The 22570-nt window shown below is 46.1% G+C and carries 21 protein-coding genes; 5 read left to right on the forward strand and 16 right to left on the reverse strand.

Annotated features, from left to right (window positions below; translation table 11 throughout):
* Nucleotides 1-42: 42 nt before the first annotated feature.
* Nucleotides 43-1107, forward strand: a complete 1065-nt coding sequence (locus AACT35_RS12940) for an ABC transporter ATP-binding protein (protein ID WP_099238113.1) — start codon at nucleotides 43-45, stop codon at nucleotides 1105-1107.
* A 9-nt stretch (nucleotides 1108-1116) separates the two neighbouring features.
* Here AACT35_RS12940 and AACT35_RS12945 read toward each other — a convergent pair whose 3' ends face one another.
* From AACT35_RS12945 to AACT35_RS12980, 8 genes are all read right to left on the reverse strand, one after another.
* Complete coding sequence (locus AACT35_RS12945; protein ID WP_099238115.1) at nucleotides 1117-2526, reverse strand: serine/threonine-protein kinase; 1410 nt, start codon at nucleotides 2524-2526, stop codon at nucleotides 1117-1119.
* Between the two features lie 209 nt (nucleotides 2527-2735).
* The gene (locus AACT35_RS12950; protein WP_099238117.1) at nucleotides 2736-3032 is read right to left on the reverse strand and encodes a type II toxin-antitoxin system RelE/ParE family toxin; all 297 of its coding nucleotides are present in this window, start codon (nucleotides 3030-3032) and stop codon (nucleotides 2736-2738) included.
* Entirely contained in the window at nucleotides 3029-3244 is a 216-nt protein-coding gene (locus AACT35_RS12955) for an addiction module protein (protein ID WP_099238119.1), read from the reverse strand. The genes AACT35_RS12950 and AACT35_RS12955 overlap by 4 nt, the downstream gene beginning before the upstream one ends.
* A gap of 231 nt (nucleotides 3245-3475) precedes the next feature.
* Nucleotides 3476-5275 (reverse strand): bifunctional serine/threonine-protein kinase/formylglycine-generating enzyme family protein, encoded by a 1800-nt coding sequence (locus AACT35_RS12960; protein ID WP_065710312.1) that lies wholly within the window; start codon nucleotides 5273-5275, stop codon nucleotides 3476-3478.
* A gap of 490 nt (nucleotides 5276-5765) precedes the next feature.
* Nucleotides 5766-6611: an S-formylglutathione hydrolase gene (gene fghA, locus AACT35_RS12965; protein ID WP_099238121.1), complete on the reverse strand. Its 846-nt coding sequence runs from the start codon at nucleotides 6609-6611 to the stop codon at nucleotides 5766-5768.
* A gap of 93 nt (nucleotides 6612-6704) precedes the next feature.
* Nucleotides 6705-7457, reverse strand: a complete 753-nt coding sequence (locus AACT35_RS12970; protein WP_099238123.1) for a HEPN domain-containing protein — start codon at nucleotides 7455-7457, stop codon at nucleotides 6705-6707.
* A 217-nt stretch (nucleotides 7458-7674) separates the two neighbouring features.
* Nucleotides 7675-8784 (reverse strand): S-(hydroxymethyl)glutathione dehydrogenase/class III alcohol dehydrogenase, encoded by a 1110-nt coding sequence (locus tag AACT35_RS12975; RefSeq protein ID WP_099238125.1) that lies wholly within the window; start codon nucleotides 8782-8784, stop codon nucleotides 7675-7677.
* 105 nt (nucleotides 8785-8889) lie between these two features.
* Nucleotides 8890-11184, reverse strand: a complete 2295-nt coding sequence (locus AACT35_RS12980; protein WP_099238127.1) for an MASE1 domain-containing protein — start codon at nucleotides 11182-11184, stop codon at nucleotides 8890-8892.
* A 271-nt stretch (nucleotides 11185-11455) separates the two neighbouring features.
* On the opposite strand from AACT35_RS12980, the gene AACT35_RS12985 reads away from it, so the two are divergent.
* Entirely contained in the window at nucleotides 11456-12367 is a 912-nt protein-coding gene (locus AACT35_RS12985) for an alpha/beta fold hydrolase (RefSeq protein ID WP_065710310.1), read from the forward strand.
* A gap of 65 nt (nucleotides 12368-12432) precedes the next feature.
* On the opposite strand, the gene AACT35_RS12990 is transcribed toward AACT35_RS12985, so the two are convergent.
* From AACT35_RS12990 to AACT35_RS13020, 7 genes are all read right to left on the reverse strand, one after another.
* Nucleotides 12433-13650, reverse strand: a complete 1218-nt coding sequence (locus AACT35_RS12990; RefSeq protein ID WP_030007550.1) for a PAS domain-containing sensor histidine kinase — start codon at nucleotides 13648-13650, stop codon at nucleotides 12433-12435.
* A 152-nt stretch (nucleotides 13651-13802) separates the two neighbouring features.
* Nucleotides 13803-14279, reverse strand: a complete 477-nt coding sequence (locus AACT35_RS12995) for a nuclear transport factor 2 family protein (protein ID WP_012306492.1) — start codon at nucleotides 14277-14279, stop codon at nucleotides 13803-13805.
* A gap of 104 nt (nucleotides 14280-14383) precedes the next feature.
* A complete protein-coding gene (gene cynS / locus AACT35_RS13000) occupies nucleotides 14384-14827 on the reverse strand; it encodes a cyanase (RefSeq protein ID WP_030007552.1) in 444 nt (147 codons plus the stop codon).
* A 56-nt stretch (nucleotides 14828-14883) separates the two neighbouring features.
* Nucleotides 14884-15777 (reverse strand): ABC transporter ATP-binding protein, encoded by an 894-nt coding sequence (locus tag AACT35_RS13005; protein WP_012306490.1) that lies wholly within the window; start codon nucleotides 15775-15777, stop codon nucleotides 14884-14886.
* Nucleotides 15777-16451, reverse strand: a complete 675-nt coding sequence (gene ntrB, locus AACT35_RS13010) for a nitrate ABC transporter permease (protein WP_315862053.1) — start codon at nucleotides 16449-16451, stop codon at nucleotides 15777-15779. The genes AACT35_RS13005 and ntrB overlap by 1 nt, the downstream gene beginning before the upstream one ends.
* A gap of 182 nt (nucleotides 16452-16633) precedes the next feature.
* Nucleotides 16634-18271 (reverse strand): ABC transporter substrate-binding protein, encoded by a 1638-nt coding sequence (locus AACT35_RS13015; protein ID WP_030007555.1) that lies wholly within the window; start codon nucleotides 18269-18271, stop codon nucleotides 16634-16636.
* 297 nt (nucleotides 18272-18568) lie between these two features.
* Entirely contained in the window at nucleotides 18569-19369 is an 801-nt protein-coding gene (locus AACT35_RS13020; RefSeq protein ID WP_012306487.1) for a response regulator transcription factor, read from the reverse strand.
* Nucleotides 19370-19884: 515 nt separating this feature from the next.
* Here AACT35_RS13020 and AACT35_RS13025 point away from each other — a divergent pair.
* The 3 genes from AACT35_RS13025 to AACT35_RS13035 all read left to right on the forward strand — a co-directional run bounded on the left by AACT35_RS13025 (nucleotide 19885) and on the right by AACT35_RS13035 (nucleotide 22257).
* A complete protein-coding gene (locus AACT35_RS13025) occupies nucleotides 19885-20055 on the forward strand; it encodes a hypothetical protein (RefSeq protein WP_012306486.1) in 171 nt (56 codons plus the stop codon).
* Nucleotides 20056-20182: 127 nt separating this feature from the next.
* A complete protein-coding gene (locus tag AACT35_RS13030) occupies nucleotides 20183-21790 on the forward strand; it encodes an NAD(P)/FAD-dependent oxidoreductase (RefSeq protein ID WP_099238129.1) in 1608 nt (535 codons plus the stop codon).
* A 131-nt stretch (nucleotides 21791-21921) separates the two neighbouring features.
* Nucleotides 21922-22257 carry a hypothetical protein gene (locus AACT35_RS13035; protein WP_099238131.1) on the forward strand — a complete coding sequence of 112 codons (336 nt, stop codon included), beginning with the start codon at nucleotides 21922-21924 and terminating at the stop codon, nucleotides 22255-22257.
* Between the two features lie 2 nt (nucleotides 22258-22259).
* Here AACT35_RS13035 and sipA read toward each other — a convergent pair whose 3' ends face one another.
* Nucleotides 22260-22484: a regulatory protein SipA gene (sipA, locus tag AACT35_RS13040; protein ID WP_062432960.1), complete on the reverse strand. Its 225-nt coding sequence runs from the start codon at nucleotides 22482-22484 to the stop codon at nucleotides 22260-22262.
* Nucleotides 22485-22570 lie beyond the last annotated feature (86 nt).

Below are 22570 nucleotides of genomic sequence, written 5' to 3' on the forward strand. Positions count from 1 at the left end.
ATTGTCCCCAGGCCCTGCCATGAGAGTCACCGTTAAGCCCCTATGAATGAGTCCCCCATCCTGCGCGTCGAAAGTCTTTGTAAACGTTTCAGTGCCCAAGATCTACCAGCGGTCAGAGATATTCAGTTTCAGCTCAAGCAAGGGGAAATTCTCGGACTTTTAGGGCCTTCCGGTTGCGGCAAAACGACGTTGCTTCGCTTAATTGCCGGGTTTGAGCAGCCCAGCGCAGGACAAATTATTCTCAATGGTGTACCTGTCAGCACCCCAGAACACTGTCTTCCCCCGGAGCGACGGAATACGGGAATGGTTTTCCAAGACTATGCGTTGTTCCCCCACCTCACCATCGCCGACAACATTGCCTTTGGGTTGCGTCACCGTGAACGCAAGTTTTCCCGCCAGGAAATTCGCCAACGGATTCAGGAAATTTTGCACTTAGTGGGACTTGCGGGCCTAGAAAAACGCTACCCCCACGAGCTATCTGGGGGGCAACAGCAACGGATCGCCCTCGCCCGCGCCCTAGCGCCGCGCCCTTCATTAATTTTGTTAGATGAGCCCCTGAGTAATTTGGATGTGCAGGTGCGCCATCACCTCCGCCATGAGATTCGTCAAATTATTAAAGCAGCAGGGATTTCAGCGATTTTCGTCACCCATGACCAAGAGGAAGCGTTAGCCATTTCAGATCGCATTGCGGTGATGCGTCAGGGAAACCTGGAGCAGTTGGGCACCCCAGAGGAAATTTATACCCGCCCGGCCTCTCGGTTTGTGGCAGAATTTGTCACCCATGCGAATTTTTTACCGGCCCAGTGGATTGGTGGGGTTTGGCGCACAGAGATCGGTGAATTTAAAGTGGCGATCGCCCCCCCAGAACAGGCCGCCGAGGGAGATTTAATGGTACGAGAAGAAGATCTAGAACTAATTCCCCAGCCAGAGTCCCCAGTGATTGTGAAAGAGCGGCAATTTTTAGGCCGGGAATACCGCTATTGTCTCCAGACGGATTCTGGAAAATGTCTCCACGCCCGCATGGGCGTCAACCAATTGGTTCCCGTCGGGTCACGGGTCAAAATCAAGATCCAATCGGCAACGCCCCAAGTGTTTGCTGCATCCTAGGGAATTGGCCTAGAGCTTAAAGGAATAGAGAATTTCCCCATCGGGCGATCGCCGGGTTGTGCCGTTAAATTCTTTGGCTCTAGCATCGAGATATTTTTGCGCTTCCTTGCCGGAAAGCTGGGTACTTTGGGCAAAACGGAGTACCGTCACTTCGCCATTGGTCTCACTGAGGGTTTGGTAGAAATTTTGCCGCAGCCAGTCGGAGTCAAACTTTTCCTTCCGTACTTGGCGATTTAACCGCCACAGCATAAATGAGCCTGTTCCAGTAAAGGGAACCCCGAAAATAATAAAAGCGGCGATCGCCCCTTCGCGGTCCTCCTGGGAGACATTTTCATTGACCCCTTCCACGAGACCATAGATCGCAATCGGCAGCCCCATAATTAGCAAAGACACTCCGATAAACCGTTGCACGGCACGGAATAGAAACTTCGCCCAGTGGGTTTTTGGGGGAGCGGCGAGGGGCGCTTGTCCTTGAATGTTTTGACCCAAGCCACCACTCACCACCGTTGCGGGCACTGCTGCTTCCTGCAAATTCGTTTTTTGGAGATTAATGGCTGGCTGGGCGACGGGTTGGGCGGCCCCCGTCAGGGATTGGAGAGCGGCTTTTACGGCCATGGCCGATGGATAACGACTGCGGAAATCGAAACAAATCATTCGGTCTAGGATCGCCGCAAATTCTGGGCTAACCTGGGCATCTTGACGCCAAAGAATCTCTGCAGTTTGGGGATCTTCGTAGAGCTCGTCGCCACTACGATAACCCATGGGGGGCAGCTTCCCAGTCAGGGCCTGGATAATAATCAAGCCTGTGGCGTAAATATCACTACTGAGTTTAGGTTTGCCCCGGCCTTGCTCATTGGCCATATAGCCAGGGGTGCCAATGATGGTGCCGACACGGGTTTGACCCGGAGCATTGATTTGGGTGCCTGCCAGTTCTTTCACAGCGCCGAAATCGATCAGAACAATTTTGCCGTCCTGTTTCCGCCGAATCAGGTTTGCGGGTTTAATATCCCGGTGAATCACGTTCTGGCTATGGATAAAACTGAGGGGTTCGAGGATACTTTTTAACAGGGCGATCGCATAGGCTTCACTGAGTTTTTTGCCGACGGTGATTTCCCGCTCGAGACTATGGCCTTCAACAAAATCCTGAACCAGGAAAAATTCTTGATTGATTTCAAAATAGGCGAGCAAGTGGGGAATTTGATCATGATCGCCCAGGCGATTGAGCAGTTGGGCTTCCGCTTCAAAAAGCCGCCGCGCCACCTTCAGGGCTTCGGGATCAGAAAAACTGGGTTTAAACTGCTTAACGACACAGGGCTTGTTGAACTGTTTGATGTCCTCGGCGATAAAAGTTTGCCCAAAGCCCCCCGCCGCCAAGGATGTGACGATGCGATAGCGGCCATCGAGTAACTGCCCAATCATAATCTCTGTAATGCTTGGCTCACACCTAAACTGATGTTCCCATTATGGAACAGGTTCGGCGAAAACATTTAGCCAATCAGGAATTGGGCATGGTGCCGGACATGGTCAAGCATAAAAGTGGCAATGAAAAAATAGCTATGGTCATAGCCGTCTTGGTAGCAGAAGGTGATGCTGGTGGGCATGGGACAAAGGGCAAAAGGAAAACTAAATTACTGTAAACGGGATTGCTGTTGGGGATCTTGTTTGAGGTGAAGACAAGCAATGACGACTATTTGCGTTTCTGCGATGATGTAAAACAGAGCGTAGGGAAAGCGGCGGATAATTTTGCGGTGGATGTCTTTTCTAACGACAGGGTGAGCTTCAGGATAACGCTGAATTTGGGCGAGGTTCGCATCGATGATCCGGATAAATTCTGACCCAAGTCCTTTGTTTCGCTGTTCATACCAATCATAGATTGTTTCTAAGTCTTGTTCTGTTTGAGGAGTTAGAACAACAGGTCGTTTCATCGGTCTAAAATGCGCTGCTGTACTTCTGCCCAAGGGGAAACGTCTGTCGGATTGGCTTGGTATTGCTCTTGACGGCGATCGAGATCTGCTATTTGAAGTTGAGTGAGGGGAAGGTCCTCTGTTGTAGTGGCAATGTCGTCCCACAGGTCTTGTACGAGTTGAATTTTTTCAGCAAGACTTAATTCTTGGATTTGTTGTTGGAGAATACTCATCGTATTTTTAGGAGAAGGATTAGGAGCGTGCAACTTCCACAATTTTACTCTGGTTGGTATTTGAGGTTGTTCATCAGCACAAAGTTTGAATCCTGCCACTAATAGAGACAGCATAGCTTGTCAACCAAGCTACTCTACCACGCGGCCCCAAGGTAATTTTTGGATGAGATTGCTCTCATCGCTGGATTTAGGCTGGACTCCCCACTAGGCACGCTCAATACATTTACACATCTATTGATTCTGGTAAAAATTGGGAGCACTGGAGCCAACGCAAACCACTCGACACCCAACCCAGACCCCCCCGTAGGAGCCGTTCAGGTTGACCCTGAAGCGATATGCCGAGCGACAAAACCTCGGACTGTTGTTCAAAGAACCGCCCCGTAGTATACGAAGCCTTTCATAAATAGATGGCCATGTAGCGTTCCCATTTTCGCTCACTCGCTTTGACTTTTCCATATAGCTATCGTGCCAAGGATCTGCACACCACTCCCATAGGTTACCGTGCATATCGTACAGCCCAAAAGCATTAGCAGGGAAACTGCCTACAGCCGTTGTTTTTCGTCGATAGACCCCGGTTTTCCCTTTGCCATAGAAATAATTTCCATCGTAGTTGGCTTGGTCTGTGCTGATGGTATTCCCAAAATAAAACGCTGTCTTTGTGCCAGCACGACAAGCATATTCCCACTCCGCTTCACTGGGAAGTCGATAGGTTTTTCTTGTTTTTTTATTAATTTCCTCGATAAACTTTTGACAGTCGTTCCACGATACTGAATCTACCGGATAGTTGTCTCCATCGTTGAAATACGACGGATTATTTCCCATCACCGCCTGCCATTGTCCTTGGGTGACTAAGAATTTTCCCATGTAGAAGGGTTTTTTGATCTTTACGTGATGTTGTGGGCGTTCGCGCTTAAAGTAATCGACTTTATATTCCTTGCACAGTTTAGTGATTTCATCATACGGTGTCCCCATCATGAAGCTTCCCGCTGGGATCAATATCATTTCTAGCTTGACCCCATTACCCAAGTCCTCCACGAAAGAAGATGGCATTGAGGGCTGATTTCTAGCAGAGGATACCCGTGGCGTAGTAATCTGCTGTGGTTGATTCTTGTTTGTGTTTAAGACTGATAAAACTTCCGTTGCTGCAGCAAAGCGCTCCTTTGGACGCAGGCTCAACATTTTCAAAAGTATCTGCTCTAGTTCTTTGCTTAGAGAAATCCGATTGCGCCGACACCAATCCCCAAAGACCCATTCACAATTAGGAATGTCATAGACCTCATCTTCGAGCAAGCCATTGACCTCTTGCGCAAATCTCCCCGTTAATAACCGAACTGTTGTCGCCGCTAAAGCATAAAGATCAGAGGAATAATCCACATACCCTCGCATTTGTTCTGGTGGCGCATATCCTGTAGTCCCCGCAGTCGTCCCCACCTGAGTTAAAGTACTGCCCACCTGCTTCGACACCCCAAAATCAATTAGTACATATTGTTGTTTTTCCGTTTGATAAATAATATTTTCCGGCTTAATGTCTCGGTGAATCACCTTTTGTCCATGGACAAATTCTAAAACCTTGAGCAGACTAGCCAAAAATTCCCGGATCTTTGCCTCAGGAAAACGTCCTTGAGACAGTACTAGATCTAGTAGATTTTTGCCTTCTATATATTCTTGAACGATATAAAGCTTGCTCTCTTCTTCAAAAAATGCCAACAGATCAGGAATTTGGGGATGTTTGCCCAACTCTTTCAACTGCTTCGATTCCCGTTTAAACAATTCTTTCGCTTTTTCGAGCACCGCACTGCCAGATGCTCCTCCCAAGTTCGGCAAAAACTGCTTAATCACGCAGGGTGTGTCCCAGGTATCCGAGTCGATCGCCAAAAATGCTCTTCCAAAACCACCTTCCCCTAAAAACTGCACCGAACGATAGCGATTTCTTAGGGTCAACCTTTTACCGCAACGCTGGCAAAATTTATGATCATAGGGATTGATAGTTTGACAATCGGGAGCTAGACACTGACTTTGGTGGTAGGTCATGGTGTAAGAACTTGCTGGGATTGGAAAACAGTGAAACTTACAGAATTTTCGTGGTGTATTCTGACAATTTTAAACAAAAAAATGCGATCACTTTAGGCGATCGCCGTGGAGATGACGGTTGAGAGTTTTAATCGCGACGGGTTGATTTTTTTCGAGATTAAAGGCGCGGTAGGTCAGCCCACAGCCGCTGGGGGTCAAGCTTGCATCGATACGATAACGGTTTTTGAGGACTTGTTGGGGGCTGACAAATGGTCATAACAACGGGAGAACACTTACACCAATCTTATAAAGTTTTGGCTTAATCAGGGTATGTGAACAGTGAGTTGCTGTTTAATGTTCTCGGCGATAAAGGTTTGCCCAAAGCCTCCCGCCGCCAAGGATTTGACGATGCGATAGCGGCCATCGAGTAACTGCCCAATCATAATCTCTGTAATGCTTGGCTCACACCTAAACTGATGTTCCCATTATGGAACAGGTTCGGCGAAAACATTTAGCCAATCAGGAATTGGGCATGGTGCCGGACATGGTCAAGCATAAAAGTGGCAATGAAAAAATAGCTGTGGTCATAGCCGTCTTGGTAGCGGAGGGTGAGGGGTTGACCGACTTTTTCACAGGCGATCGCCAATTTTTCTGTCAGTAATTGTTTCTCCAAAAAACCATCGGCGCTGCCTTGATCCACCAGGATTGGGTACTTTAAAGGGCCATTTTTTTGTAAGAGAGCCGTCGCATCATAATTTTCCCAGAGGGTTTTATCCGTGCCCAGATAAGCAGTAAACGCTTTTTCTCCCCAGGGGCACTGGCTCGGCGCAACAATCGGCGCAAAGGCGGAAACCGACTGGTAGAAATCAGGCTGCCGGAGGGCACAAATTAAAGCTCCATGACCCCCCATAGAATGGCCAAAAATCCCCCGTTTCGCCGTCACGGAAAAGTTCGCTTCGATGAGTTGGGGCAGTTCCTCGGTGATGTAACTGTACATTTGGTAATGGTTTGCCCAGGGCTGTTGGGTCGCATCCACATAGAAACCGGCACCACTGCCAAGATCCCAATCTTTATCCTCGTCGGCAATGCCCGTATTGCGGGGGCTAGTATCGGGGGCCACGAGCATTAAGCCATAGTCTGCGGCATATTTTTGGGCGCCCGCCTTCGTGGTGAAATTTTCCTCAGTACAGGTCAAACCAGATAAGTAATAGAGGGTTGGTACGGGTCGAGTTTTGGCTTGGGGCGGCACAAATACCGCAAAATTCATCGGTACACCGCACACCTCGGAATCGTGCTGGTAATACTGCACTTTGCCGCCAAAACAGAGGGTTTCTTTATTGAGGACTAGCTTTGTCATTGATTCAAAACAAATGTTTTTTAAATTATAAGAAGTTCATAATAAATACTCATGCATAGTACTTGCTTAAAAAGCCATAAGACAAATAACATCTTACTCTTTCTCAATAACAAAGAAAAACTTGCATACGTGAGCATCATACTTTGTTGCTAATTTTTTGAGAAATTTAGTATGTTGTATTGCTTTTTTTAAATCAATTGCTTGAACATCTCCATGCGCAATATTGTTCCTTAATTGCTTTATGTCCTCGAAATTTTTTTGTTCTTCACTACTCATGGCTAAACCGAAAATATCTTCAAGTATTATTGGTATGTCTTTGGCTGTAAAAGATTTCTTGACTGATTTCAGTTGCTTCACACCAAAAGACGAAAATAATTGACTCGGGAGCAAATATGGTGTTGTCCTTAGATGATCAATTGCTTTTTGATATGCTTGTTCATTCGATTTCTTTGGCTCTGTCCTAAGCTTCTTTAGCTTCTTTTTGAGCTGTTCATCAGAACTTTCCAGTTCAAAGGATTTATTTCTTCTTTCGTTAGTAAAATCCAAAAGGTCTTTTCCTAAACTTTTCTGATGAAAGTCCAAAACTTCATCAATAACATTGAAAACGTAAGATTCAAAGTAACTAAAAATACTTATCGTGAGTGAATCTCCTAGTACTTTTTTATAATTCTTTTTTATCTCTTGGAGTCTAGAGTATGAAGGAATGCTCTTAAAATAATCAGCGTCTGGTATTTTTTCTGCACATCCTTTTTCTACCGCTTTCATATATGCATTTAATGAAGGTATTGCATAGCAACATAAATAAATAAAGTCAATTGCTTCCTGAGATTGTTTTTTGTACTGCATGTACGATTTCGAGTGTGGTATCATAAATTACTTGACTTATCTAGGAAGTTTACTTTAAGATTATAGGCGGCTTGTTAGTGTAACGGTTAGCACTCCTACCTCCTTTCCAAAATTCTTCAGTTTTTCATTCAAAGTTAAAGGCTTTTGGAAAGTAGGTAGACTAGGTTCGATTCCTAGGCGAGCCATTTTTGAACATATTTAGTAGATCAGATAGACTTCAGAAAGTAACGACGCTGCGGATGGATTCTCCGGCGTGCATCAGGTCAAAGGCTTCATTAATCCTTTCAAGGGGCATGGTGTGGGTAATCAGATCGTCGATGTTGATCTTGCCTTCCATGTACCAATCGACAATTTTCGGCACATCGGTGCGACCCCTCGCGCCCCCGAAGGCGGTTCCTTTCCAGACACGCCCCGTCACCAACTGGAAGGGTCGGGTACTAATCTCTTGACCTGCGCCTGCTACCCCAACGATGGTGGAAACGCCCCAACCCTTATGGCAACTTTCCAAGGCCTGACGCATCACCTCCACATTGCCGATACATTCAAAGGTATAGTCCGCACCGCCTTTTGTTAAATCCACTAAGTAGGGAACGAGATCACTCTCAGCTTTCTTGGGATTGACGAAATGGGTCATGCCAAATTTTTCGGCGATCGCCTTTTTATCATCGTTAATATCGACCCCGACAATCATATCTGCCCCCACCATGCGACAGCCTTGGATCACGTTCAGGCCAATGCCCCCCAAGCCGAAGACAATCACTTTAGAACCTACTTCAACTTTCGCCGTATTGATCACCGCCCCGATCCCCGTGGTGACACCGCAGCCGATGTAGCAGACCTTATCAAAGGGGGCATCTTCGCGGATTTTTGCCAGGGAAATTTCTGGCACCACGGTGTAGTTAGCAAAGGTAGAGGTGCCCATGTAGTGAAACAGCGGCTCACCATTAATCGAAAAACGTCCGGTACCATCGGGCATCACACCCCGGCCTTGGGTGAGTCGGATCGCCTGACAGAGATTTGTTTTAAAACTGAGGCAATATTCGCACTCGCGGCATTCTGGCACATAGAGGGGAATAACGTGATCGCCCGGCTTTAGGCTTTTAACATCCGGCCCCACTTCAACCACAACCCCAGCCCCCTCATGGCCCAAGATCGCCGGGAATAGCCCCTCTGGATCGGCCCCAGATAAAGTGTAGGCATCGGTATGACAAACCCCCGTCGCCTTGATTTCTACCAGCACTTCTCCAGCTTTGGGGGGTTCGAGTTGGACGGTTTCTACCTTGAGGGGTTCTTTTGCTGCATAGGCGATCGCCGCTTTCACATCCATGGGGTCAATCCTTAAATTTTGGTTTTAGTCGTTACTATTCTAAAGACAAATACCGGGGGCACAGATTTTTGCTAAATCTAGGGTTCATCGGCAAACACAAGGCTTTTAAAATACGAGGCGACAACATTGTGATCGCCACAGGGCCTGCACCAACAAATCCAATCGCACAGGCTTGGTAATGTAATCATCCATCCCAACCTCCAAACAAGCCAACCGATCATGCTGCATAGCATTGGCCGTCAGCGCAATAACATAGGGATGTGGCTTCAAATTCAGTTTAAGTAATGCTTTGGTGGCGTCTAAGCCGTCCATTTCAGGCATCTGAATATCCATCAAAATCACATCATAAATTTGCTGTTCAACTGCCTCTAGAACTTCTAAACCATTACTCACAATGTCTACCTGATAACCTAAATTCTTTAGGATTTTTGCGACAACCTTTTGATTCGTTAAATTATCTTCCGCCAAGAGGATCTTCAGGGGCAGTTTCGTCGCCAACTCTCGATCAAAAACAAACAAAGGATTTTGCTTTTTTTCAAGGGAGTCACTAGGTTTATTGACAATTTGAGTACAGATCATAAACTCGAATTTACTGCCGACGCCCGGCTGACTCGTCACCGAAATTTTGCCGCCCATCATCCGGACAATTTCTTGACTAATGGCGAGACCTAAACCAGTCCCTTGGGTTTTAAATTTGGCTTTACCGGTTTGTTCAAAAGGCAGAAAAATTAAGTTGAGTTTATCAGGCTCGATACCAATCCCAGAGTCTTCAACTTCAAAATTGAGCAATGTATAAGTCTCACTCAAATCGGGAAAAGAATGAAGTTTTAAACGAAAAATAATCTGGCCTTTCTCTGTAAATTTCGTCGCATTATGCAAGAGATTTAACAATACTTGCTTAAGCTTTTTTTCATCAATGCTTACCACTGCTGGCAACTTGGGGGGGAATTCACAAATGAATTCAATGGCATCGGTATTGATTTGCGCTTGAATAATGCCCTTAATCCCTTGGAGAAATTTGGGAAAATCTACTTCTTGAAAATGAAGCTCGACTCTTCCCGCTTCAATGCGAGAAATATCTAAAATATCTTCAATGAGATGGAGTAGGTGAATCCCTGAGTCACTGATGGTTTGTAAATCTCCCCGTTCGTATTCATCTAAATTATCAGAATCTTTGAGCAGTTCCACTAACCCTAAAATGGCGTTTAAAGGGGTGCGCAACTCATGGCTCATACTAGACAGAAACCGCGTTTTGGTGCGATTCGCATTTTCTGCTGCTTGTTTGGCTTCGATGAGCTCTAAGTTTTGTTGCTCTAATAAAAAGGCATTTTCTTTCAGGATTATTTTGCTTTGTTCAAGTTGTGATGATTTTTCTTGGAGGTGGAGTTTAGATTGGCGCAAGTTGTTAAAGGCTTCTTTTTTTTCTCGTAAAGTCGCCATTAAGCTCAAATTAGTCACCACGATTACCACGGTGAATAACTGCAAGCGTAGTAAAGATTCGTTAATATCTTCACTGGCAAAGGAACCCAGTCCCCGCACAGTGCCGAGTGCCGCTAACATTGTCACGAGGGAAATAAGATTTGTCGCGCCAAATTGACCAAAACGAATCACGGCCCACACCAGACAGGGAATGAGCATATATTCCAAATGGAGATCTTGAGAAAAGGAAATATAACTAATCAACAAAATAATTGTAAGTAGGCTTAGGGCCTCAACAAATCTTGTTTTAAGCAATAATTTCCAGGCAAGTTTAGCGGGCTTTTTAGACTGTTTGTTGAAAGTGAAAATTGCTTTTTGAATGAGACGATTTAAGGTTTGTGGTTGAAATAGCTCATACCAACTAATTAGGGCCGGGGTAAAAATATAGATTCCAGAAACGTTAGAAATCCACCAAGTTAACCAAGATGCTCCAAAGTTTGCCCAAGTGACTGTATTGCCGATGGCAAGGGCAAAAACTCCGGCTGTGGCATTGATTGCCGGGGTTAAAATACCGATAAATAGAAGAAACTTGCAGAGATCGTCAAGCTTTTTAAGGGGATTTTTGCGCTGAATTTTGGTATCTAGTAAGTACTTTCCCAAGCCCATACCGCTTGTGGTGCCTAGGGCGATCGCCAATACCTGCACAATTGAAGTGAGGGCTTGATTGAGATTTCCCCCCTGAAAAAAAGCCCAAATATTCGCCAAAAAAGAGCCAAGAAATACCCCTGGCAATACTTGATAGCCATAGATAAATGTTGCTGCCAGGGCAATGCCATCGGGGGGCCATATAGGGGTAACGGATTGGGGGGTCGAAGCAACCTGGCGAGAAATTTCTGCGGTCCCGTAATAGGCTAAGGCAAGCAAAATAATGAGGATAAACCGTCGGGATAGTTTCAAGGGCGGTTGCGGGAAATGGAACATGACGATCCTGATGGAGCTTGGACAGATTCTGGCAGGTGAATCACAATGGGTAGCTGTAACTTAAATTGGGAAATGTCAACTGGCACAAAGAGCTCTAAGGAACTAAGTCCTACTATTCTATTATTGTCGAAAAACCACAACTACCCAAGCATACAATTTTGCTTTAGCGTGCCCTAGCTCCCTAAATTTTCTCGGACACCGTTTGCTTGTAGGCCAGGGGCAAACCTGTAACAATAAGTAGGCAATTTGGCTGCATTTGTTGAAATCCCCTATGTATCCTTCTTTTTTACCGCCTCTGGTTAATCAGCTTACGGAACTTGATGCGATTCGCCTCGCCCAGCAGCTCCAACAGGTGGCGATCGCCACTCCGCTTCAGACAGATCCCATCTTGACGAGCTTTGTCCAACAGGGCAGCGGCGACCAAGACATTCTCCTCATCCATGGCTTTGATAGCTCAGTTTTAGAATACCGCTATCTTTTGCCCAAATTAGCCCAGCAGCATCCTGTTTGGGCCGTGGATTTGCTCAGTTTCGGTTTTACGGAGCGACCAGAACAGCTTCCCTTTACCCCAGAAACCATCAAAACCCACCTCTACCAGTTTTGGCAACAGCAAATTAATCGCCCGGTAGTGATTGTTGGTGCCTCCATGGGTGGGGCGGTGGCCCTCGATTTTGCCCTGAGCTACCCCGACGCGGTCAAGCAAATTGTCCTCTTAGATAGTGCTGGTCTGGCCCCAAAACCCCTCAGCCGCTTTGCAATGGTACCGCCTTTGGATCGGTGGGCTACACAATTTTTAGGGAGCATGAATATCCGCCGAAAGATTTGCCAGAGTGCCTATTTCGATAAAACAAAAGTCACAACAGATGCGGTGCTCTGTGGCGCGATGCATGTCCAGTGCGATCGCTGGCAGGAAGCCTTGATTCAATTTACAAAAGGCGGTGGCTATGGCTCTTTTTATCCCAAATTGAAGCAGATCCAGCAACCCACCTTAATTCTCTGGGGTGAACAAGACCGAATCCTTGGCACAAAAGCAGCCCATCGCTTTCAACAGGGCTTACCCAATAGCACCCTCCACTGGATTCCCAATTGTGGCCACCTCCCCCATGTGGAGCAAACAACCCTCGTCGCCGAACACATTCTTCGCTTTTGCCAAACTTTAATCCCAATCACATCTAATCATTAGCTTGAATCCTTGAGTTGATAGGAAATATTTTTTAATAAACTCAAGATGATATTTTTTGATTTTAATTAACTGGTGGAAGCCGAAATATTGTTTTTACTGTTATTGAACATTGGCAATCTCACAGTAAAAGTCGTTCCTTTATTGATTCGGCTGGACACATGAATATTGCCTCCAAGGAGATCCACAAACTGTTTAACGATACTTAGCCCTAGTCCTGTACCAGGAATATTACTGGTATTACAACCCCGATGAAACGGTTCAAAAAGATATTTTCGATCTTTTAAGGCAATGCCAATCCCTTCATCTTGGACTTTGATAATTAATATTTGTTTCCACTTTCTTAAGCTCAAAGTAATTGCGCCACTCGCGTGGGTGTAACGAATCGCATTGGCAAGTAAATTTCCTAAAATTGAATAGAGTAAGCGTTCGTCAAGCTCAGTGATAATCGAATGGCTGGGGCAAATCAATTTAATGGGATCAGACTGACGAATAAATTCTCCTTCCTCTAATAACCGACGGCAAAATGCCACTACATCAACTTTTGTTCGGTTAACTTCTAGAACTTTGGCTTCAATCCTACCAATCACTAAAATATCGTCAATGATTTGAGTCATGCGCTCAACATTCGCATTAATACTGGAAAGATAACCTGCTTTTTCTGCTAAGGAAAGATGGGTGTCATAACGTTTCAGGGAAGAAACAGACAGGGTGATGTTATTAAGGGGATTACGAAATTCATGACAAACCATGGTGATGAAGCGTGAACGCATTTCGCTAAGTTCCCTTAGCTGTTGATTGGCTCGTTGCAACTTTTGGGTCCGCTCTTGAATTTTTTGCTCTAAATCTTCATTGGCCTGTTCAAGAATTTTTTCTGCCCAACGCCGCTGACTAATATCTTGAAATGTGACAACCGCCCCAATTAAAGTGCCATCTTCATCTTTCATGGGGGTGCTGATATATTCCACCGGAAAACTGGTGCCATCTTTGCGCCAAAATACATCGGAAATCACGCGATGGGTACTACCATCTTTGAGGGCGGCATAAATTGGGCAATCTTCACGGGGATAGGGCGAACCATCCACATGGGAATGGTGCAATACCGTATGCATTGACTTGCCGACCAACTCTGTCACTGGCCAGTCAATCATCTTAGCGGCAGCGGGATTAATAAAGGTCACATTGCCATCTAAATCAAGGCCATAAACCCCTTCGCCAACGGCATTTAAAATGAGTTGGTGCTGGCGACGGAGCTGTTTTAATTCTTGGGCAAATGGTTTAGACAAGAAACGTTATTATCCTCGACATCAGTACAGTAGAAAGTATTATGACTGACTCTATCACTCGGCTGCCGTTACCCATTGAGTCAACTCAGACTGATGTGAATCAATGGGCTAATTACCGCTTGCAGATGATGGGAACGCTGAAAATTTTGTATTTATTCAGGGGAATTAATCAATCCAGGATGATCGAGGGGGCGATCGCCAGGGGCATCCCAAAAAAAGCGGCGCTCAGATTCGGCAATGGGTTTGTCGTTAATACTGGCTTCTCGACGGCGCATTAAACCATTTTCGTCAAACTCCCAATTTTCATTGCCATAGGCGCGATACCATTGCCCTGCATCATCTTGCCATTCGTATTGAAAGCGTACCGCAATCCGGTTTTCGTCGAAGGCCCACATTTCTTTGACGAGACGATAATTTAGCTCTTTATCCCACTTACGGCGCAGAAATTCACGGATATTTTCCCGACCTTGAAAAATTTCAGCACGGTTGCGCCAAAAACTATCTTCTGTATAGGCCATGCACACTTTATCCGGATCGCGACCATTCCAAGCATTTTCTGCCATCCGCACTTTGGCGATCGCCGTTTCTCGATCAAAAGGAGGGACTAACTTTTTTGGAGTCGATGTCATATTTCAAAGCCTCAACACAAATTCTGTTTAAAAAAGAGGCTGCCAGCCAATCACTAACAGCCCCGATCCATGCAAACGCCATTAATTCATAGCAGGAGCTCTACTTACCATTTCTTGTAGGGCAAGAACTTACCGCACATGATCACCTTAACACGATCGCCTTTGGGATCTTCTTCGCACTCAACATCAATGGAGAAATCAATCGCACTCATGATGCCATCGCCGAATTTTTCATGGACAACCGCTTTAATGGGCATACCATAAACCTGCATGATTTCGTAGAAACGATAGATGAGAGGATCCGTCGGAATGACAGGCTCAAGCGAACCCTTTAAAGGACATTCGGTCAACGGCTCAATTAGAGACTCATCCGCCCCAATCGCTTGCACAATCTTGGTTGCTTCTTCTAAAGAGGCACTGGCCTGACGGTAAACCACGGAAGCAATCCAAACCTCATCACAACCGACTTTCGCTTCCAAATCTGCAAAGGAAATACCAGCAGCCTTTTTTGCAGCTAAAAGCTTCTCTGTAACCTCAGAAATTGCCATTCTTTAAATCCTCTAAAAAATCAAAATTACAACGTAACCAAATCGAATCATGTCGCTTAACGACTAATTCTTGCCGCCTCAACCGCGCGGGTTTCGCGAGAAAGATGACTCTCCATTTCAACCTTTAGATCGTGATATTCCGGATACTGATCCAGCTCCTCACGATTACGAGGACGAGGGAAAGGCACATCCAAGATTTCGTCCACACCAGCAGCCGGGCCACGGGTCATCATAATGATGCGATCAGAAAGCAATAAAGCCTCATCAATACTGTGGGTAATCATGATTACCGTTTTCCGTTCCCGCTCCCAGATGCGTTCAATCTCATCCTGCAAGAACCCACGCGTTAGCGCATCCAATGCTCCGAACGGCTCATCCATCAATAAAATTTGGGGATTAATCGCCAGAGCACGGGCAATACCGACCCGCTGTTTCATGCCACCAGAAATCTGATGGGGATGCTTTTTCTCCGCACCCGTTAGACCCACAAGCTGAATATGCTCTTTAATCGTGCGCTTAATTTGCTTTTTCGGCATATCCGGATAAACCGTTTCCACCGCAAAGTAGAGATTTTCCTCCACTGTCATCCAAGGCATCAGCGCATAACTTTGAAACACCATGCCGCGATCAGGCCCTGGCCCAGTAATCGGTACGCCATTAAGACGAATCTCACCAGAAGTGACAGGCGACAAACCCGCAATCATATCCAGTAACGTGGACTTACCACAGCCCGAAGGCCCAATAATCGACACAAAAGTGTTCGGTTCAATATCGAGGCTAATATCCTCGATCGCCACATAATCTCTCGATTTTTTACCAGTAACCTTACCCAATAAACTTTGTTTACCGTGAAAGACTTTGGTCAAATTACGAATTGAAAGTTGAGCCGTATCCGAAAAAGTATCTTCCGGCGTTAGGGGAGTTGCGTAATTCACAGGAGTAACACTCATTATTTTCGACCAAATGCAACAAATTTTTCGACAGCCGCAAAGCAACTATCCAGAATGAGACCAACCAAACCGATGATCAGAATCGCCACCAAAATGTTCGGAATATAAAGGTTATTCCACTCATTCCAGATGAAGTAGCCTAAACCTGTACCCAACAACATTTCTGCTGCCACAATGACCAGCCAAGCAATCCCCATACTGATCCTTAAACCCGACAAGATGTTGGGCAGAGCAGCAGGAATAATCACTTTGAAAATGGTGCGGAAACTCGAAGCACCAAGGGTTTTTGCCACATCCAAATATTCTTTACTAACATTCGCCACACCGAAAGACGTGTTGATCAAAGTCGGCCAAATACTGGAAATGAAGATGATAAAAACACCTGTTTGCTCAGAATCGCGCAAGACGTATAAACCAAGAGGTAGCCACGCTAGGGGAGATACGGGTTTTAACAACTGAATGAATGGGTTAAAACCTTTTCTGGCGATCGGTGAAATACCAATCAAGATTCCGAGGGGAACAGCGACACAAGAAGCCGCAAGATAGCCGATCGCCACCCGTCGCAAACTGATTAACAAATTCCAGCCAATGCCGAGGTCGTTAGGCCCATTGTCGAAAAAAGGATTAGTCGTCCACCACCACAGCTCCTTGAGAGTCAAAGAAGCAGTAGGCATATTCGCAAGGATTCCTATGCGAGCACTGATTTCCCATCCTCCTAAAAAGACAATAAGGGAAGCAACAAATAGTGCAAATGCGAGAAAATTCTCATTTTGCCAAAGGGACTCTTTCGGCCTAGCGTAAGCTGATGTTGGTAGTCGTTTACTTGTGACTGCCATAATAAAAAACCTCCTAAAAATTACACGCCATATTCATCGATTTGCTGTTGCACATAAGCCGCAGGATCAGCGGGATCGAAGGTGTCAAATTTGAGGGTCTCCTCGCGATAGATCTCAGTGGGCGGTGTCTGACCAAGCTCAGTTGCCAGTTCTCTTGCTAAATCGGTGAGAAAGACATCCGTACCAACGGTGTCATAGCCAGTCTCAGGAATAATTGTGGGAGCCAATCCGTCACCCTGAAGATCCCAACGCACAAGCTGGGAAGAAATCCAGTTTGCAAAACTCTGCCAAGGATAGGGGTCAAAGCCGATTCGGTCAGGAATATCAAGGCTATTGCCATTACCATCGTCAAACTTGCCAGTGAGAACTGCTTCGACAACTTCCACAGGCTGGTTAAGAAAGGCCCGCTCGGAAATCGCTTTGGCAATTTCAGGACGATTTTCAGGGACTTGAGCGTAAGCAGCCGCTTCGATAATGGACTTGTTTAGGGCGCGGAAGGTATTGGGGTTGGCGTCAATCCACTGATCACTCGCGGCAAAGGCGCAACAAGGATGACCTGGCCAAATTTCTTTGGTCAACATGTGGATAAAGCCTGCACCTTCGTACACGGCCCGCTGGTTAAACGGATCAGGCATCAAGTATGCGTCGATATCACCCGCTACCAACTGAGCAATACTATCTGGCGGGGGAACAGGACGAATTTGAACATCCACATCAGGATCAATGCCGCCCGTCGCGAGGTAGTAACGCAACAGGAGATTGTGCATTGAGTAGGGGAAGGGAACCCCAATGGTAAAGCCCCTAAAGTCGGCAGGCCCATTTACCTGCCCCTTATATTTTTCAGCAACGGTGATCGCTTGACCATTGATATTTTCGATACTTGCCAGCTTCACGCCAAATGCCTCGGAACCAAGACCTAAAGTCATCGCAATGGGCATCGGAGCCAGCATGTGATAGGCATCCAATTCGCCGGCGATCGCCGAATCTCTGACGGCCCCCCAGCTCGGCATTTTGACGACCTTGGCATTAAAACCATACTTTTCATAAAAGCCCAAAGGCTCAGACATAATAATGGGCGTCGCACAAGTGATGGGAATAAAACCAATCTGTAAATCAGTTTTCTCCAAATTACCCACTGGCGCATCTGCCGGAGCGTCTGCCGCGGGGGGCGTTGTATCCTGACCACAACTCGCTAAACTCACAAGGGCAGCACCGACGGCCATATTCCGCAGAAATTCTCGACGGGTCTGTTGACTACTACGAATTGAGTCTGCAAAAAATAGACCAGCTTGGGGCCCAAAGGCTGCCGCAAAAGCATTTTCCATCCCGCCAGCCTGCTTACAGAGGGCCAAGATCAGCTTCTCTCGCTTTGGATCACTGCGACCAATGCGCTTCAAAAATAAAGTTTTTCTCAGTTCGTAGGCATTTACTCCTTCTGCAGCCCGCAACTGATTCTCTTTATAAATCCCCATTTTTACGAGGTCATCGACCATTTCTACAGGATCTTGCGGCATCGTCTGCATAAACTGCCAGTGATCACTCGCGCCATGGTATTTTCCACAAACATGACACAAAGACTGTAAGTTCGAGCGCCTGCCACCGAAAGAGTCGGAACCCCCTAGTCCCTGTAAAGCCTGCTGTGCTGAAATCAGAGTCATAATTTATATCTACCCAAAAATAACAACTTAAACTTTCAAAACCGCAGAATTTTGAAAGAGTTCTAAAACTCAGAAAAGTACTTTTATTTATTAAGAGTTGCGGTCTATAGTAGCAGCCACTTTCGTAATAAACATTAGATTTTTTTTTGAAAAAATGTCATTTTTTTAGGCTGTTTTTTCAACTCCCTTGATATCCTGCTTTTTTTGTTAAATTAATTACAGAAAAGTCTTTTCTGAAGATGTTATTCTCAGTTAGTTTTTGTGAAAAACTGTCCTGGCAACCCACAAGAAGACAGGCTATATTTGCTCAGAACGCCAATTTAATGGTGTTTTTCCATGGAATCGCCGGAATTGGTTGGTAAAGTAGCCAGCATCATGGTAGCCACACAATTCTGCAATTTTATGGATTGGCTTGTTTGTATTTTTCAATAGTTTGCGAGCCTGCAGCATGCGCCTTGCGATAATCCACTGCTTGACTGTATAGCCAGTTTCTTTTTGGACTAAATTACTCAGGTAAGACGTAGAGTAACCGACTTCCTCGGCGATCGCCTTGATTTTAATGGGTTGATGGTAATGATCTTCAATAAAATCAAACGCTCGATTTAAATTGCTGGAGTAGGGAAAAGAAAAATCGCGATCAATATCTGTTAATGGAAAGTCGATTTCGGCACCAGAAGAAACAACTGTTTTATTTTTTGTCGAATCTAGATGGTGATTTTCAATCGTGTCTTGTTGTCGCTTTAGTCGAACATTGATTGCCCCTAGAAATTGTTCAACCGTGCAAGGCTTGGTCAGGTAATCGTCTGCTCCGAGTTGCATACCATAGCGAAGCTCGGCCATGGTAACTTTGGCGGTGAGAAAGATAAAAGGAATTGCGGTTGTTTTAGGTGAGCGGCGTATTTTTGACAACACGAAGTAACCATCCATGTCGGGCATGAGAATGTCACACACGATCAAATTTGGTTGTTCGTTTAATGCCAGTTCAATACCATCTAAAGCATTACTTGCAGCACAGGTTTTAAAGCCTTCAAATTCTAGACACTTAAGGAAAACATTACGGGTTTCTGCTTCATCCTCAATAATCAAAATTTTCGTCATTGCCTTCTTGTTTCCAAAAATTGATCATTTATGCTGCCAAATAGAGCCCCCTATACCCCCAGGGCTTAAAGAGCAAATTGATATTGTGTTCTTGTTTAGATGTAATCACTGCACTCAACTTAAGCTTTATTAGCCTTTAATTATGGTCGGCTTGATGTATCCCGCTATACAAAATAGGGGCGATCGCAATGATCAACTTGGAAAAATATTGTCGAATTAAGCCCCAAGATGTTGTGTGACCGTTCGCCCTTCGCTTCTCTGATCAGCAGGCGATCGCAGTTTGGTCGTGTAACAATTAGATTAAAGATGCCCTAGCATTTTGGATAACCTCAATGGCGATCGCCATCTATTTCTAAGGCGAATAAACTTGGCAACAACTAAGTGCAAAAGTCTATGGCGATAGATAAATAAAACGATTGAGGCATGAAATAGCGAAATGTACGACCGTGGCTTTTGTGCGCTACACTACATATTAAGAATTATTACATTAATTTCGATAAGACGAGGTTTTTACCATGGCAGCTCCAGAACCCACCGTTAAGCCCAATCTTGAAGATCCGAAGTTTGGCTTCAATCTCTATTCCGAGAAGCTCAATGGCCGGGCGGCGATGATCGGGATCATCATTGCGATCGCCATCGAATTATTCACCAAAGAAGGCGTCCTGAGCTGGTTGGGGTTGATCTAAGGCCGCTGACTAATTCTTTATTTATTGAGTCCGGGTCTTCCTCGCCATTGTGGGGAAGATTTTTTTCGTTTTTAATAAGAATCCCCGGCCCCAGGGATTATCATCGCTATTTTTGTCAGTAACTGCCATGCTTCGTCTTACGGAAATCAAACTGCCCCTCGACCACAGCCCAGAGGCGATCGCCCAGGCCATTTGCCAGAAGTTAAAAATTCAGCCGGATGACTTGCTGGAATATCAGATTTTCAAGCGCAGCTACGATGCCCGTAAAAAGAGCAATATTTACCTCGTCTACATCTTTGATGTGCACACCACGAAGGATCAAGCTTTGCTAAAACGCTTCAAAAAAGATCCCCACGTGCTTCCCACCCCAGACATGAGTTACAAAATGGTGGCCCAAGCACCGGCAGATTGTGCGACGCGGCCCATCGTCATTGGCATGGGGCCTTGTGGGATGTTTGCGGGATTAATGCTAGCCAAAATGGGCTTTCGGCCGATTGTGCTAGAACGGGGAAAAACCGTCAATGAGCGCACCAAAGACACCTTTAATTTCTGGAAAAAGAAGGGAGAATTTAACCCCGAATCTAATGCCCAATTTGGAGAAGGGGGCGCAGGGACATTTTCCGATGGGAAGCTCTACAGTCAAGTGCGCGATCGCCACCATTACAAACGCAAAGTCCTCGAAGAATTTGTCGCCGCCGGGGCTAACCCCGAAATCCTTTACATCGCCAAACCCCACATTGGCACCTTTAAACTCGTCGGCATCGTCCAAAGCATCCGCAAAACCATCGAATCCCTCGGCGGCGAAATTCGTTTCCAAAGCAAGGTCAAAACCCTCGAACTAGAAAACCATCAGGTCAAGGGCGTCACCCTCGAAAATGGCGAATTTATTCCCAGTTCCCACGTGGTGTTGGCCATGGGACACAGTGCGCGGGATACGTTCCAGATGCTCCATGACCAGGGTGTTTACATTGAACCCAAGCCCTTTTCCATTGGCTTTCGGATCGAACATCCCCAACCCCTGATCGATGAATGTCGCTACGGGGAATTTGCTGGCAATAAGATTCTCGGTGCCGCCGATTACAAGCTCGTCCACCACTGTCAAAATGGGCGCTCGGTCTATAGCTTTTGTATGTGTCCGGGGGGTTTGGTGATTGGGGCCACCTCCGAGGCAGGCAAAGTCGTCACCAACGGCATGAGCCAATATTCCCGCAACGAACGCAATGCCAATGCAGGGATTGTTGTTGGCATTACCCCAGAAGAGGATTTTCCAGGGCATCCCCTCGCAGGCATCGATCTCCAACGAAAATTAGAAGCCAGAGCCTTTGAACTGGGTGGCGGCGATTACAGTGCGCCGGGTCAATTGGTGGGAGATTTTCTCGCAGGTCGTTCTTCTGAGTCGTTGGGCAAAGTAAAACCTTCTTATGCCCCGGGAGTTAAGCTAACGGATCTCAGCACCGCGCTCCCGGACTACGCCATTGAAGCAATTCGGGAAGCTCTACCCGCTTTTGACAAACAAATTAAGGGGTTTGCTATGGCCGAGGCAATGTTAACGGGGGTGGAAACGCGCACCTCTTCGCCAATTCGCATTAAACGGGGAAAAAATTATCAAAGCATCAACACCCAGGGCCTTTATCCTGCGGGGGAGGGAGCTGGTTATGCAGGGGGCATTCTCTCGGCAGCCATTGATGGGGTCAAAGTGGCGGAGGCGATCGCCTTAGATATTGTCAATGAGTAACAATTCAGCCAAATCGCGCTTTTTTTTCTAAAACATTTTCACTACACTGACACTACAACTTTTGATATTTTGCCTCATTCCGAGGACAGATATTTAGTAAAGTCTTAAATGTAAGGGGATCAGCGAAAATTATGACTCGGGCAACTAGCACGACAGAAATGGAAGTCACCAGTATTCGCCTAGAGCGCAAACTGAAAGATAAACTCAAGGAACTTGCCGGCCATCAAGGATACCAGGCCCTAATCCGCGATATTCTCTGGAACTACGTCAATCACAACTCAGGGGATTATCGCCCCCAGTTTAGCGAAGCAGATATTCGGGCGACCCTTGAGGCGATCGCCCAAAAGGATGAAACCTGCGCCCTTACGGGGAAACGCATCCAAACAGGCGAAACCATGTGCCTCGGCCTCACTATTCACGGCGATTTTGTCCCCCTGAGTCCGGCTGTCGATCTGCCCAATTCCTAGGTTTAGGCCGTCCCAGTGGCGACTGCTAGATAGGTTTCTTCAAGCAAAAAAGAGCCCCGCTCGAACTTAACCGCCCAATAACCACCAGGGCGGCGATCGCCTAGGGTGCCAACCGCCCCCACCACCAACAAATCTGCCGGACGCAACATCGGCATCGGGTCTGCGGTCTTGAGATAGGGAGGTAACTGTGTCAGCTTTACCTGGGTTCCTTGTTTAAATCCAGCCATAATTTTTCCTGTTAACCCCTGTAACAACGCCACTGCAAATCTTATCAGGAAAAACAAAACCCCTCACCACTCAGGCAAGGGGGAAT

The organism is Synechococcus sp. BDU 130192, assembly GCF_963876085.1.
Lineage (GTDB): Bacteria > Cyanobacteriota > Cyanobacteriia > Cyanobacteriales > MRBY01 > MRBY01.

Bases quoted from the DNA above. Each gene is read 5' to 3' on its own strand.
- AACT35_RS12940 (WP_099238113.1), top strand. From the start codon at position 43: ATGAATGAGTCCCCCATCCTGCGCGTCGAAAGTCTTTGTAAACGTTTC.
- AACT35_RS12945 (WP_099238115.1), bottom strand. From the start codon at position 2,526: ATGATTGGGCAGTTACTCGATGGCCGCTATCGCATCGTCACATCCTTG.
- AACT35_RS12950 (WP_099238117.1), bottom strand. From the start codon at position 3,032: ATGAAACGACCTGTTGTTCTAACTCCTCAAACAGAACAAGACTTAGAA.
- AACT35_RS12955 (WP_099238119.1), bottom strand. From the start codon at position 3,244: ATGAGTATTCTCCAACAACAAATCCAAGAATTAAGTCTTGCTGAAAAA.
- AACT35_RS12960 (WP_065710312.1), bottom strand. From the start codon at position 5,275: ATGACCTACCACCAAAGTCAGTGTCTAGCTCCCGATTGTCAAACTATC.
- fghA (WP_099238121.1), bottom strand. From the start codon at position 6,611: ATGACAAAGCTAGTCCTCAATAAAGAAACCCTCTGTTTTGGCGGCAAA.
- AACT35_RS12970 (WP_099238123.1), bottom strand. From the start codon at position 7,457: ATGCAGTACAAAAAACAATCTCAGGAAGCAATTGACTTTATTTATTTA.
- AACT35_RS12975 (WP_099238125.1), bottom strand. From the start codon at position 8,784: ATGGATGTGAAAGCGGCGATCGCCTATGCAGCAAAAGAACCCCTCAAG.
- AACT35_RS12980 (WP_099238127.1), bottom strand. From the start codon at position 11,184: ATGTTCCATTTCCCGCAACCGCCCTTGAAACTATCCCGACGGTTTATC.
- AACT35_RS12985 (WP_065710310.1), top strand. From the start codon at position 11,456: ATGTATCCTTCTTTTTTACCGCCTCTGGTTAATCAGCTTACGGAACTT.
- AACT35_RS12995 (WP_012306492.1), bottom strand. From the start codon at position 14,279: ATGACATCGACTCCAAAAAAGTTAGTCCCTCCTTTTGATCGAGAAACG.
- cynS (WP_030007552.1), bottom strand. From the start codon at position 14,827: ATGGCAATTTCTGAGGTTACAGAGAAGCTTTTAGCTGCAAAAAAGGCT.
- AACT35_RS13005 (WP_012306490.1), bottom strand. From the start codon at position 15,777: ATGAGTGTTACTCCTGTGAATTACGCAACTCCCCTAACGCCGGAAGAT.
- ntrB (WP_315862053.1), bottom strand. From the start codon at position 16,451: ATGCCTACTGCTTCTTTGACTCTCAAGGAGCTGTGGTGGTGGACGACT.
- AACT35_RS13015 (WP_030007555.1), bottom strand. From the start codon at position 18,271: ATGACTCTGATTTCAGCACAGCAGGCTTTACAGGGACTAGGGGGTTCC.
- AACT35_RS13020 (WP_012306487.1), bottom strand. From the start codon at position 19,369: ATGACGAAAATTTTGATTATTGAGGATGAAGCAGAAACCCGTAATGTT.
- AACT35_RS13025 (WP_012306486.1), top strand. From the start codon at position 19,885: ATGGCAGCTCCAGAACCCACCGTTAAGCCCAATCTTGAAGATCCGAAG.
- AACT35_RS13030 (WP_099238129.1), top strand. From the start codon at position 20,183: ATGCTTCGTCTTACGGAAATCAAACTGCCCCTCGACCACAGCCCAGAG.
- AACT35_RS13035 (WP_099238131.1), top strand. From the start codon at position 21,922: ATGACTCGGGCAACTAGCACGACAGAAATGGAAGTCACCAGTATTCGC.
- sipA (WP_062432960.1), bottom strand. From the start codon at position 22,484: ATGGCTGGATTTAAACAAGGAACCCAGGTAAAGCTGACACAGTTACCT.